This window comes from Dictyobacter halimunensis, from assembly GCF_036245075.1.
This window is the reverse complement of sequence record NZ_BSRI01000002.1, coordinates 3,713,916-3,726,799: the sequence shown is the minus strand read 5'-3', so window position 1 is coordinate 3,726,799 and position 12,884 is coordinate 3,713,916. Positions and strand designations below refer to the sequence as shown.

The following is a 12,884-nucleotide window of genomic DNA, read 5'->3' as shown; positions in this document are numbered from 1 at the left end:
GAGTATTTTATAGAGGAGTTATCTATCTCTCCGGCTTGAATTTGCCTCTAACACATTCTATACTCAAACTATCCATGTAAAATACACACGGGATAGTACAGACGGGCAATATAAGACGCCCATCATCACGACTATCCTGCCATCGGCATGGCGCCGATGGGTGCAGGAAAGGAACTGAAATGAAAATTGCCAAACTGGAATTATTTAAGGTGCCACCACGCTGGCTCTTTTTGAAGATTACAACGGATGATGGTGTGGAGGGCTGGGGCGAACCGGTGGTGGAGGGGCGGGCAGAGACGGTGAAGACAGCCGTCACCGAGATGGGTGATTATCTGATCGGGCAGGATGCCTCGCACATTGAAGATATCTGGCAGACGCTTTATCGCAGTGGCTTTTATCGCGGCGGCCCGGTCCTGACCAGCGCTATTTCAGGCATCGACCAGGCCCTCTGGGATATCAAGGGGAAGAGCCTGGGCGTGCCGGTTTATGATCTGCTGGGTGGGGCCGTACGCGACAAGATGCGTGTCTATTCCTGGATCGGCGGAGATAAGGCGACCGAGGCGGCCGCGCATGCCAAACAACGGGTAGCATCTGGCTATACCGCGCTGAAGATGAACGCGACAGCGGACTTCGAGTGGATCGATTCGGCGCTCAAGGTGCAGGAGGCAGTCGAGCGCATCGCGGCCGTACGCGAAGCGATCGGCAACGGCATCGGGTTGGCTGTAGATTTCCATGGACGTATCCATCGTGGCATGGCCAAGGTGCTGGCCAAAGAACTAGATCCATATAAGCTCCTGTTCATTGAGGAACCGGTATTGCCGGAGAACAATGAGGCCCTGGTCGAACTGGCCCGGCATACCAGTACCCCCATCGCGACTGGAGAGCGTCTCTATACGCGCTGGGGCTTTAAATCGCTGCTGACCAGCGGGGCCGTGGACATCATCCAACCAGACCTGAGCCATACAGGTGGCATCTGGGAGGGTCGCAAGATCGCTGCGATGGCCGAGGCGTTCGACGTCGCCGTGGCCCCGCACTGTCCGCTAGGACCACTGACCCTGGCGTCCTCACTGCAGCTTGACTTCTGCACGCCCAACGCATTCATCCAGGAGCAATCCCTGGAGATCCACTACAACCAGCAAACCGATCTACTGGACTATCTGGCCGATCCATCAGTCTTCAAATATGAAGCTGGATTTGTAGCCAGGCCAACGAAACCGGGGCTGGGAATAGAGATCAACGAGGACAGGGTACGCGAAGCGGCCAAAACCGGGCACCAATGGCATAGTCCCGTCTGGCGCAACGTCGATGGCTCCATCACCGAGTGGTAATCCCTCGTTGTTGAGAGTGGCACAGCGGGACGCATGCGTCCCGCTGTGCCACTCTCAACAACGGGCTCATGCCCATTGGTCCATATATCTTTCGGATTGGATTGAGATACAGTACAATAAGAAATCAAATTCATATGTTTTTTTATTCACTATAAAAAGGATAGCTGAATGAGTCGGATCTGTGTTTTTGCGGGCTCAAATCCGGGTGTGCGCCCCGAATTTGTCCAGGCGGCACGTGAACTGGGACAGGAACTGGCCGGCCGTGGCATTGGTGTGGTCTATGGCGGAGGGCGCATTGGCTTGATGGGCGCAATCGCGGACGCCGCACTGGAGGCCGGTGGCGAGGTCATTGGGGTCCTGCCGAGAGGACTTTTTCAGCGTGAAGTTGCCCATGAACATTTAACCAATTTATATACTGTAAATAGTATGCATGAGCGAAAGGCATTGATGGCTGATCTCTCGGATGCCTTTATTGCCCTCCCCGGCGGCTTTGGGACCTTCGATGAGCTTTTTGAGATTACAACCTGGGCCCAGATCGGCATCCATACCAAACCAATCGGGCTGCTGGACGTGGCACAATTTTTTCTGCCTTTGCTCGCGCTTATAGAACATGCATCAAAAGAAGGTTTTATCCAACCATTTCATACCCGGCTTCTGCTCCATCATCAGACCCCGGCGGCACTACTGGATGCCCTGGCAAACTATACATCGCCGCCACCACAGTCGAAATGGACAGAGCTTCCACCACAGCGCTAGTTAAGTGTGTAAAGTGTAGAAAGCAGGATAGGAAATACGAAGGGCACCAGCAATTTCTCATAATTGCCCCCTTTCGTGCGTCACTAATGTCGATTGAGAACCGTTACATTAAGGTATAGCATTATATTCGCATCTTAACTATCGCATGCGGAAAAGGAGTTCATCATGCCACGAGAAGTCATTCCGCCGGCGGCACTTGGCCCACGGAACACAACGATTTTAATTGTTGAAGATGATGCAGATATTGCTCAATTTCTGCAACAGTTGATTGAAGAGGAGACACCGTATCATACCACAGTCATCGATAATGGGCAGACGGCCTTAGAGCAGACTCCTGGCATCCGGCCCTGCCTGATGCTGCTGGACTATCGTCTGCCAAAATTAAATGGTTTAGAATTGTATGATCGCCTTCAGGAAATAGACGAGACCCGTGGAGTGCCTGCGATTATGATGAGCGCAACCTTACCTGTCAAAGAGTTAGAAAAGCGCGGCATCTATCAGATTCGTAAGCCCATGGATATCGGCAGTGTTATTCGCATGATTACCCATGCCCTGGCGACCTTCGAGGAGAAACGGCTACAAGAGCAGTACAATTATCAGTAAAGCTCGTTGCCCTTTCACCTCATCTGCAGATTTTGATACAATAAAGATATAGCATAGGTTGTGCCTATCATTTAGAGAATACAGTTCAGGAGGGTACCTATCGTGGCGAATAAAGAACAGAAGAAGACGCAAAAAGCAGCGCCTAAATCCAATAAACAGAAAAAAGAAGCTCAGCGTGAGAAGAAAGCGGCCAAAACCAGCGGCTCATTCTCACTAAAAAAAGAGTAGCATTGTTTTCCAGGCTCTGATGTATGAGAGATATGCGCATCTCCAATTTATCTGCGCATGCTCTGATCATCAGAGCTTTTTTGTTATCTTAAAAATGGGGCAGCGCGCCCCCGCACTCGCGTCCGCTACGCGGGCGCACTGTTTTTATGTGTTGGTACAGCAGGAGCGCTTTCGCACTCCTGCTGTACCAACACCATGGACTTGTGACCCACAGAGGTGCAGACACTGGTTATATATGGTGGTGCCAGGGGTGCGCGGACGCGCACCCCTGGCACCACCATATATAACCAGTGGAAGAGTGATATCACTTTTTCCCGCTTTAATTCGTTATTTTATATAAGAGGCGCGCGCCCATGGCGACATAAGTATTCTCCCCGATATATACTTGACACTCTTGTTACAATGCGGATGGAATGCTTTTATTACGTCAGGTGCCCCCCGCTCAAAGGCGGGGCCTGTTTGTTATCCTCAACAGATTACCAGTACAATTCGGGCATATATTTTTTGCTGTTTGGGGATAGAAAAGACCAGGCCTGAACCTGACCAGCCTCGAAGAAAAAACTGAGAAGAAAGACGGCACCCTATTCTCTTGTAGAGAGGTTGCACCGTTTGTTTCGATGAGAGGAAATGGGGGTGTGCATGCAACCAATGTCAGATGATGCATACAAACGCAACATGGCCTCCGAGCCATGGAGAGATCGGGCTGGACAGGCGCCAGACGCATATGAAGGACAGGAAAATCAGTGGGCGATCCTTCGTCACGAGGTAGCGGAGAACGTGCCAGGGGCACCAGACCCAGCGCGTGGCGGTTGGGATCAGCGCTACACTGACGGAGATCCCCTTTCTCCCCAATCCCCTTTTGATTTCGAGGCTTCCGAGGAAGCGCCCCACAATGTAGATATTGTCGTAGTCGGCGTTGGCGGCGGCGGCATGAACGCGATCAATCGCATGATCCATACCCACGTGCGAGGTGTGCGCTTCGTGGCTATGAATACTGATGCCCAGGTGCTGTCCCTCTGTGAGGCCCCTTATCGTATCTGCCTGGGCCAGAACCATACCAAGGGCCTGGGAGCAGGTGGCAACGCAGCGGTGGGCATGCGCGCGGCAACCGAGAGTAGCGCCGAGATTCGTGAGGCCCTGGGCAACGCGGACCTGGTTTTTATCGCGGCTGGTATGGGCGGCGGCACGGGGACGGGCGCGGCGCCCGTAGTGGCGTCGATCGCCAGGCAGATGGGGGCGCTGACCGTTGGTATCGTGACCCTGCCGTTTACGTTTGAGGGCTCACGGCGCAAGCGCATCGCCGAGCAGGGACTGGCCGAGTTGAGCGCCGAGATCGATGCGCTGATCACCATCCCCAATGATCGCCTGCTCAATACCGTGGCCCGCGACCGCAACCTGGCGGATGCCTTTAAGGTAGCGGACGATGTTCTGCGCCAGGGCGTGCAGGGCATTGCCGAGGTGATTAATGTGCCGGGTATGATCAATGTTGACTTCGCCGATGTGCGCAGCGTGCTACGGGAGGCTGGTACAGCGTTGATGAGCATTGGCCAGGGTTCGGGCCGCAATCGGGCGCAGATCGCGGCCGAGGAGGCGGTCGCCGGTGGCTTCTTAAACGTCACGATCCGAGGCGCCAAGCGTGTCTTATTTAATATCAGCGGCGGCGAGGATATGACCCTGTTCGAGGTAAATGAGGTGGCCGAACACATCGGTGCCGCAATCGATGATGCAGCGGACATCATTTTTGGCGCGGTGGTCGATCCCACACTCAACGATACCATTCGCGTCACCCTGATCGCGGCCGGCATGGAAGAACTGCGCGGGACACGTGGGCATGGATTACATGGCCGTCAGATCTCAGCGACCCATATGCCCTCTTCTGGTATGCCACTGGCTAACAGGCCAACCACGGCCCCTACCTACCCCGACCAGGGTTCGGGCCGCCCATGGCAAACTGCTGGCAGACCCGGGCTCCCGGGTGCGACCCCATCGGTCCAGCCAGCAGAGCCGCCGATAGCACCACCACCGACACGCATGCCACCACCACTACACCCGACGAATCCGGCCCAGCCGGGTCGGCAGCAGCGGAGCCTGAACGATCTGCGTGGGATCCGTGGTATGGGAAACAGGCAGGAAGGCGGGCCGCGCTATCGCCCTACAGTGGACCAGGATGGGGCCATCGAGCCACCGCCATTTATCAAACGCAACGAGAAATAAGTTAGCCGCGCAAGGGTAAACAGTAGACCATAATGCGAAGGCCGCATGCCCGTCAGTTCGAGAAAAGAAACAGCAACGGGATGCGGTCTTGCTACGACTTGGGACACAACCAGGACGCTAGGGACGCATCGAGGCCCGCGCATTAGAAAGCATTTCGCCGACCACGATAAGGAAAGCAATCTTCCCTATTCTTCCTGACTATCTGAGGCTGTACGGCCACGCTCGCCACCCTTCTTCCCAATCCGTGAGTAGAATTCGGAGCCTTGCTGTCGCTTGGTTGACTCGCCACCCTTCTTCCCGATCTCAGCATAAAATTGTGGGCCGCGTTTCTCCTTGACCGTCTCACCACCCTTCTTACCAATCTTCGAGTAGAATTCCGGACCATATTTTTCGCGTACAGCTTGACCACCATGCTTGGCTTTTTGTGATCCCGGCTCGGGCCCACGTTTATTATTTGCCATAGAAAGTCCCGCCTCTCTAAAACTTCGTACCCACGTTTACCCAACATATTAGCGGTGAGACATTCTACATTCAGAACATCTCGCTGCTTCCCTACTGCGACTGATGTTCACGCGCCTGCGCCACACGATTGGCAACCAGCGCCGCTGTGATTCCAGCGCCAACACCATTATCGATATTGACGACTGAAAGTCCTGGCGCACACGTTTGCAACATCGAAAGCAATGCGGCAACCCCATTGCCGCCTAAACCATAGCCAATCGACGTTGGTAACCCGATAACTGGAACCGGCGCCAGCCCTGCAACAACCGAAGGTAAAGCCCCATCCATACCAGCGGCAACGATAATCACATCAACCTCGTTGGAGAGCAGGTCACGTAGTGGCCCAAACAGCCGGTGAAGGCCCGCGACCCCAACATCATAGATAGATGTGATGTGGCAACCCATCTCTTCCGCGATGAGTGCCGCTTCTTCCGCCATTGGAATATCTGAGGTGCCGGCGCTGATCACGCCAACATGCCCCCCGGTCTTTTTGTGTACATAATCAGGACGGTAGATCGCCATTGCGCGAGCCGCCGCAAGCGTACGAACAGTGTAGGCTTGAAACTCTGTCTGGAGAGGAAGGATCGAGTCGGGGCGCAAGCGACTGATGATCGCACGCCCGGTCCCGTCTAAGAGGCCATGCGCCATTGAAATAATTTGCGCCGTCTCTTTGGTAGCCCCAAGAATAACCTCGGGGGCCCCTTTCCGTTGCTCGCGTCCAGGATCGGGACGAGTATGGATGGCAGAGGAGATTTCAGGCTGTGCAGCGTTCACTGGTGGTACCGGTGTATCCCCGGAATGAATAGAACTGCCCGACTCGGGTGCTTGCTCAGTTTGTCCCATATGAAGATCGTTGTGCCCGAATGGTTTCTCACCGAGCAACTGGTTAAAGAGTTCGAATTGTCTATCAATTTCGTGATTCACAAAAGTAATACCTCAAGTCGATCATTGCACAATGATTATTCATCTGCATCCTACAACCAGTCACAGTGTAACACAGTCCAACTTATTCAGCAAGCCAACGGTAGCACTTTCTTACTCATAAGTTGCTATTCATGACTTTTTCATACATTTGCAGTAATCTGGCTGTCATCATGCACGGTGAAGGTGATCACTAATAGGAAGTATGGCCTGGTTCACTATTCAGGTATGTTATACTGTATGTAATTCCTAAAGAGTGGGCCCACCTATATCTATCCTTGCAACGCTGGAGCGCTGCCGCACCCGTTCATTATGCAGTGTCGTTTCATATTCAAGAATAACGAAGAAGCTTCAATTAGAGTGCTATGAAAAAAACGTCATTATTTCTAATGAGCGCCTTGCTCCTGACACTCCTGCTTGTTTTGTCTGCCTGTGGCCCAACTGTCTCGGTGACGCGCCCAAAGGCACAACCGACGGTAACTGTGAATAAGTCATTCCAAAAAGGTGTCTCGTCGGTCCCCACGTTACCGAAGTATCTCTGTGGCGCCTGGTCGTCTGCCAACAATCCGGGCCCGTATGGCGTTATTAATATCTACGCCCGTTTGACGCAAAATGTCAAGCCGATTCCAGGAGCGTCCGCTCAGGCGACGGCCCACTTTGCGTACAGAGACCTTAACCTGGACCAGGCGCCGGTCAGCGATAGCGGCGGCTACGTGACCTTTGTGCTCCAGCTGCGGGGACAGCAACCCCGGCTGACTCCGGCGACGGTGGATGTGTCGTTTAACGTCGATGGCAAAACGGTCACATGTACCCCGGCCTTCTTTACACCACAATAATCATGTGATCTCGCAGAGGCTGGGGCGAGCGCCCGCTATGGGACACTGGTCACGACATCCCCGGGCTGAGCCGGCGCTTGCTGGCAACCGGGGCAGAAGTGGGCGCTGCGCTGGGCGATCACCATGCGCTCTATCACTGTGCCACAGCGGCTGCAGGGCTTGCCCTCTTGATGATAGACCCGCACATGGTTAAAGTTATCGCCAGCCTCCCCCCACAGATCCCGATAGTCATTAAATGACGTGCCTCCGTGCTCAATTCCTCGCGTCAACACATCGACGATCCCCTCATGCAGCGTCCGCATCTCATCTTCCGACAGGCTTTCCGCACGCCGTAGAGGATGGATACGGGCGTAAAACAGGGCTTCATCGGCGTAGATATTGCCTACACCCGCGACGACGGTCTGATCCAACAGCACCTGCTTGATACCGGTCCGGCGGCCACGCAGCGAGCTGGCGAACCGCTCCACCGAAAACTCGGCTTCCAGCGGCTCGGGGCCCAGTCCCTTGAGCGCCTCCTGCTCGCGTTCCCGGGGCCACAGGCCGATCTTGCCGAATTTGCGTGGATCGGTGAAGAGCAGGCAGCGTCCATCTTCGAAGACGAAACAGGCCCGGCAGTACTTGAATTCGGCCTGTTCGGCCGCCTCCTGCCCTCCATCGACATAAAACCTGGGGCCGCGCGTATTCCAGGCCACCCGGTCCTGCTCACGCAGGCTGGTGTCCAGACCCCAACCCACCGGTAGCAACAGGAAATTGCCCGTCATACGCCGGTGGATCGAGAGAAACATGTTGCCACTCAGGTCGATCAATAAAAACTTGCCACGCCTGCGCACACCTTCGATGCGACGACCGGCCACCTCGGCCAGGAAATCTGGCACCGCGGGATGGCTGATGGCGCGCTCCCAGAAGACATACGCCTCCCGGATGGTCGCCCCCACGACAGAGGCGCGCAGCTGGCGCGCGGTATATTCAACTTCAGGTAGTTCTGGCATTGCTCATCCTGACCTGGAAGCGACTGACTCGCTTCCTTAACTTCTATACTGGTGGTAGTGAGAGGATATACATGTGAGAACAAATAGAGGCGGTATGGCCGGTTGCGGCCGAAAAATATTTGCCCTCCCCCAACATGACCTTCTACTAAAAATAGTATATCACACACCAGGCTCTCCTCTTGTAGGGGTGCTTGAGCGCCCCCGCACGGGCGTTCGCATGCGCGGCCGCAACTCGTTTTTAAATTGGAGCAGGGGGCGCACCTGCGCCCCCTGCTCCAATTTATGGAGTCTGGCACCAATGCGCCCCGGTTGCACCAACATAAAGCAGATCCCTGGGTACCACAGGTGGCAATTACAGGGACAACTTATTCGGGAAGCTTCCAGGCGGTATAGCCCACTTCAGTATCTTCGATCAAGGTGGGTTTGGGGAGGCGTGCCACGCGTCGGGCGACCACCACATCACCCGCGGCACCCGAGAAGTTGCCCGCGAAGGCGAACAAGAGATAGGAGGCGGGACCCGGATAGAAGATGGTCACGATAATACCCAGCAAGGTGAGGAAGACGAGCGGCGCCAGTCCAACAGCCAGGTAGTGGTCGCGTCGAAAGAGTTGCTGGCTCGCTCCGCAGTAGAGGGCGAGCGGCAGTCTGGCACCGAAATGGGGCCGGCCGCCCCAGAACGCAAAGACGGCGCCATGGATCAACTCATGGACACAGAGGATGAGCAGATAGCCAACTATGTTAAGAATAATCCAGCGGATAATACCTAGCGCGCTGAGTGGGGCCAGCCAGGTTTGATAATGCCAGTGATAGGATAACAGATCCAGCACGACAAAGAAGAGTCCACCAACAATAAACATTTGCAGGCTCAGCAGCGCCAGCGGCCGCAACTGCTCACCTTCTAACAAAGCCAGCTCCTCCGTCTTTTGCAGTTGATCAGCATCTATCAAGCGCTGCTGCTCATCTCTTTTATGGCTATGAAATCGATCAACTAAAATGAGTGCCATCATGATCCTCTCGTTTCCCTTTAGCATGCTTCCCTCAGCATACCACATCAGCTTCCCCGCTCCCAGATAAAGGCCTGGGCCTTGCGTCAGGCCGCTCTTGTTTCGCGCCTTCGGCGCTCAATTGTTTTTTCAGGAGTGGATAATGCTACCTCTTGAATTTATACATCTTGTAATAACATGGGGATGACGATGGCATTCGTGCCCGGGTTCAACAGGCACAAATCAGTCAGGATACCCTGGTCTCGGGTGGCAGGTTGAGCAGAGATTCTTCGATCTCCTGCCACTCCAGTTGTTCGGCCTCGGGACTCGATAGGCGCCTTTCAGAACGCGAGGACTCTTGCATGCGTCTGAGGACTCGCTGGCGGAAACCGTCGAAAAATTCTTGTTGCCGCGGCGGGGGGGGCATGATATGCAAAGCTATCTTTTCCGGATCATAAAATTCGTCGGGATTAAAGGCCAGTGAGACAAGGTTGGTATATCCCCGTACCAGGGAGAGCCGCGCTTCTGGGGCAAAGTAATCGAGCTGGGTACTGGAGAGGAGCAGGCAGCCCGCGACCCGGCAGGCATGCATGATCGGACAGGCGACAGCACTGACCTCATGCTCCACCTGGTAGGCAGGCAAAAATGTCTTGTTCGCCCGCAGATCACCGATCTGCTCCAGACGACACGATACCGTGACATGGCCGGCCAGCGATTCCGCGCCCAGCAATAGCGCCTTCTCTTCTAGATCTCCACCCCAGGGAGGCGTTCCCAGCCCCACGCTCTCACGCAGACTTCGAATCTTATCATCACGTGGAGGCATGCAGCGTACGACAGTGATCGCCATTCCCACGCCTTCGGGATCCAGCTGTCGCAGAGCCTGTTGCAGGACCAGGCGCGTGATAGACCAGAAGCGGAGCAGGTCCGGGATGCTGGCCCTGGCGTCCAGCACCTCCATGATAAATTTGTACGGGATCTCTTGCGCGGTGGTATCGATGTCAAAATCCGAAACATCTGATGAGTATTTTTCCAGCAACGCCTGCAACTGGCTGCGCTGCTGCTTGGGGATGGCACGCAACAATTGCCGCATATTATGCGGACGAGGAGAAGATTCACCACTCACCCAGCGATTCAACGTTACCGCATGTACACCAATTTCGCTAGCGATACGATCGCGTTCAGTCGTATTACTGATGATACTACTCAGAAACTCACGCCATTCCATGCAGTCCTCCATGTTTTTCTCGCTAAAACTCAAGGACAATTACTACCAGCATTCGCGCATCTCATGATAACAGAAGAGGCTAAAAATGTCAAAAAATCTACATGAAACAATAATAACAGCGTAATGCTCGCTTGCATATGTTACAAGATTCACGTTAGACTTTTGCTTTTAGTCGGCCGCTTATCCATGGTATGCTATAAAAAAATGATTGGGATAACCGCTTGTACACTCGCAGTTCGCGCCACCAGGGTCTGTCAATTATTGCTCCTGTTCGATTATATCCGGGTGGTGGATGATACATGTTCATAATATGAAGGATAAATGATGATTGATATCTGTATATTAGGCACCTGTGGTATGATGCCGCTACCTGGACGCTGGCTCTCCAGTACGCTGGTACGTTGCGGTTCGGCACTGACATTGTTCGATTGCGGTGAGGGGACACAGATTCCCTGGAAATCGCTGGGCTGGGGTTTTCGTCAATTAGGAGCGATCTGCCTGTCGCATATGCATGCCGACCACGTGGCAGGATTACCAGGCATCCTGTTTATGGTCGCCCACGCCGGGCGGACAGAGCCACTACACATCTATGGTCCCACGGGCACAACCTATGTAATCGATGGCCTGCGGCGCATCGCCCCGGAGATGCCCTATCCAGTCATTATTCACGAGCTCAAGGGCCACGAACATTTTGCCTTGCCGGGTGGATTGCAGGCCAGCTGCGCGCCCGCCAATCATGGCATTCACTGCCTGGCGTATCGCGCGGAACTGTCACGCCGTCCCGCCTTCCAGGCGACTCGGGCCCAGGAACTTGGCCTCCCCGTGCAACTCTGGTCGCGCCTGCAGCATGGAGAGACGGTGGAGTACCAGGGACAGACGATCAAACCCTCTCAGGTTCTGGGACCTCCCCGGCGTGGCATCTCGTTCGCCTATATTACCGATACCCGTCCAACACAACAACTGGCTATGCTGGCACGAGATGTGGATCTGTTGATCTGCGAGAGCATGTACGACGATCCAGAGGATCTGCCGCTGGCAAAGAGCAATGCACATATGCTGGCTGAGGAGAGTGCCGGTCTCGCTCTAACAGCTGGAGCCCATGAGCTTGTCCTGACTCACTTCAGCCCCAAAATTCATGATACCCGGCAGGCGGAAAAAGCGGCACGTGCTGTCTTCGCCAGAACACGTGCCGCCAAAGATGGAATGGTGATTTCACTGGATTATTCCGATGAGCCGGAAGCCTGATAAGGGCTAGCTCGCCTCGGATAAAGGATGCTGTCCGTTGGTGGGTTCGGTAACGGGTTCGCTCACGATCTCCTGCCTGACGGGCGGCTGCTGCTTCAGGTAGAGATCAAAAAACTCGGTGACCCTGCGCATGTACTCCTCTCGGTCGGCAAAGTACGCTCCACAGTGCTCAACATCCTGCACCAGCCAGAGCTCCTTCGGTTCGTTGGCAGCCTGGTATAGCAAGGGTGCATCATGGGGATCGACGACGCTATCTTTCATCCCATGAATGATCATCACCGGCCGAGGCGCGATACGCCCGATGTCGCGCAAAGGCTCGACCTGGTTAAAATGATAGCCAGCCCGCAGCCAGAGCATGAGATCAGTCACCCAATCAAAAATGATGAAGGGGAGATGCAATGTGCGGCGCACCGCGAACTCGACCACACGACGATGGGTCGCAAACGCGCTATCAGCCACCAGGGCCTCAATCTCAGAAGAACGGGCCGTGCCCATGATCGAGACCGCCGCTCCCATAGAGTAGCCAACCGCGCCAAGGCGCGCATGAGGAGCACGCTCTCTGGCATACGCAACAGCACCCAGAAAATCATTGATCTCGCGATATCCAAGCGTCACAGGCATCCCTACCACAGTTCCATGTCCATAGTATTCAAATACCAGCACATTATGGCCTGCCTTCCATAGCAGCGCGCACAATCCCAGTACATCCGAGCGGCTTCCACGATAACCCGGTGAAACGATAATCGTGGTGGTCGCATCTGGATAAGGCACATACCAGCCATTCACCTTGTGATCGTCGTGCAAGGAGGGAAACGTTACATCCTCCGCGGGCATACCAAGCTCAAAAGGACTAAATGTATACAGTGCAAATGTTGCCAGGCGCTTGGGACGGGTCAACGTCTCTACGATATACATGCCAACCCCAAGAATAACCGCCAGCACCCCCACGCTACCTCCCACGCTCCCCCACAAAAAGCTCTTCAATGAAAAGCGGGGACGTCGTACGTTCGATAACTTGAACATAGAAATCCACAACCTTCCTACTAGATATTTTT

13 protein-coding genes are annotated in these 12,884 nt (G+C 54.6%); 7 read left to right on the top strand and 6 right to left on the bottom strand.

The window, feature by feature from the left end; all coding sequences use genetic code 11:
* The first annotated feature begins 179 nt into the window (after nucleotides 1–179).
* The 5 genes from dgoD to ftsZ all read left to right on the top strand — a co-directional run bounded on the left by dgoD (nucleotide 180) and on the right by ftsZ (nucleotide 5,129).
* Nucleotides 180–1,328: a galactonate dehydratase gene (dgoD, locus tag AABA21_RS29405; RefSeq protein WP_338255722.1), complete on the top strand. Its 1,149-nt coding sequence runs from the start codon at nucleotides 180–182 to the stop codon at nucleotides 1,326–1,328.
* Nucleotides 1,329–1,496: 168 nt separating this feature from the next.
* The gene (locus AABA21_RS29400; protein WP_338255720.1) at nucleotides 1,497–2,084 is read left to right on the top strand and encodes an LOG family protein; all 588 of its coding nucleotides are present in this window, start codon (nucleotides 1,497–1,499) and stop codon (nucleotides 2,082–2,084) included.
* A 165-nt stretch (nucleotides 2,085–2,249) separates the two neighbouring features.
* Complete coding sequence (locus AABA21_RS29395; protein ID WP_338255719.1) at nucleotides 2,250–2,687, top strand: response regulator; 438 nt, start codon at nucleotides 2,250–2,252, stop codon at nucleotides 2,685–2,687.
* A gap of 102 nt (nucleotides 2,688–2,789) precedes the next feature.
* A complete protein-coding gene (locus AABA21_RS29390) occupies nucleotides 2,790–2,915 on the top strand; it encodes a hypothetical protein (RefSeq protein ID WP_338255717.1) in 126 nt (41 codons plus the stop codon).
* Between the two features lie 639 nt (nucleotides 2,916–3,554).
* A complete protein-coding gene (gene ftsZ / locus AABA21_RS29385; RefSeq protein WP_338255715.1) occupies nucleotides 3,555–5,129 on the top strand; it encodes a cell division protein FtsZ in 1,575 nt (524 codons plus the stop codon).
* A 185-nt stretch (nucleotides 5,130–5,314) separates the two neighbouring features.
* Here ftsZ and AABA21_RS29380 read toward each other — a convergent pair whose 3' ends face one another.
* Together AABA21_RS29380 and larB are read right to left on the bottom strand one after the other, a co-directional pair.
* The gene (locus AABA21_RS29380) at nucleotides 5,315–5,590 is read right to left on the bottom strand and encodes a KGG domain-containing protein (protein WP_126596986.1); all 276 of its coding nucleotides are present in this window, start codon (nucleotides 5,588–5,590) and stop codon (nucleotides 5,315–5,317) included.
* 91 nt (nucleotides 5,591–5,681) lie between these two features.
* Nucleotides 5,682–6,554 (bottom strand): nickel pincer cofactor biosynthesis protein LarB, encoded by an 873-nt coding sequence (gene larB / locus AABA21_RS29375; RefSeq protein WP_338255713.1) that lies wholly within the window; start codon nucleotides 6,552–6,554, stop codon nucleotides 5,682–5,684.
* Between the two features lie 362 nt (nucleotides 6,555–6,916).
* Here larB and AABA21_RS29370 point away from each other — a divergent pair, with 362 nt between their 5' ends.
* Nucleotides 6,917–7,387, top strand: coding sequence for a hypothetical protein (locus AABA21_RS29370; RefSeq protein WP_338255712.1), 471 nt, complete (start codon nucleotides 6,917–6,919; stop codon nucleotides 7,385–7,387).
* A gap of 35 nt (nucleotides 7,388–7,422) precedes the next feature.
* Here the strand turns inward: AABA21_RS29370 and mutM are convergent, their stop codons facing one another.
* The 3 genes from mutM to AABA21_RS29355 all read right to left on the bottom strand — a co-directional run bounded on the left by mutM (nucleotide 7,423) and on the right by AABA21_RS29355 (nucleotide 10,584).
* Entirely contained in the window at nucleotides 7,423–8,376 is a 954-nt protein-coding gene (mutM, locus tag AABA21_RS29365; RefSeq protein ID WP_338255708.1) for a DNA-formamidopyrimidine glycosylase, read from the bottom strand.
* Between the two features lie 365 nt (nucleotides 8,377–8,741).
* Nucleotides 8,742–9,383: a DUF3267 domain-containing protein gene (locus tag AABA21_RS29360; RefSeq protein ID WP_338255707.1), complete on the bottom strand. Its 642-nt coding sequence runs from the start codon at nucleotides 9,381–9,383 to the stop codon at nucleotides 8,742–8,744.
* Between the two features lie 223 nt (nucleotides 9,384–9,606).
* The gene (locus AABA21_RS29355; protein ID WP_338255706.1) at nucleotides 9,607–10,584 is read right to left on the bottom strand and encodes a hypothetical protein; all 978 of its coding nucleotides are present in this window, start codon (nucleotides 10,582–10,584) and stop codon (nucleotides 9,607–9,609) included.
* A gap of 321 nt (nucleotides 10,585–10,905) precedes the next feature.
* Between AABA21_RS29355 and AABA21_RS29350 the strand changes: the two genes are divergently transcribed.
* A complete protein-coding gene (locus AABA21_RS29350; protein ID WP_338255705.1) occupies nucleotides 10,906–11,829 on the top strand; it encodes a ribonuclease Z in 924 nt (307 codons plus the stop codon).
* A 6-nt stretch (nucleotides 11,830–11,835) separates the two neighbouring features.
* On the opposite strand, the gene AABA21_RS29345 is transcribed toward AABA21_RS29350, so the two are convergent.
* Nucleotides 11,836–12,852 carry an alpha/beta hydrolase gene (locus AABA21_RS29345; RefSeq protein WP_338255704.1) on the bottom strand — a complete coding sequence of 339 codons (1,017 nt, stop codon included), beginning with the start codon at nucleotides 12,850–12,852 and terminating at the stop codon, nucleotides 11,836–11,838.
* Nucleotides 12,853–12,884 lie beyond the last annotated feature (32 nt).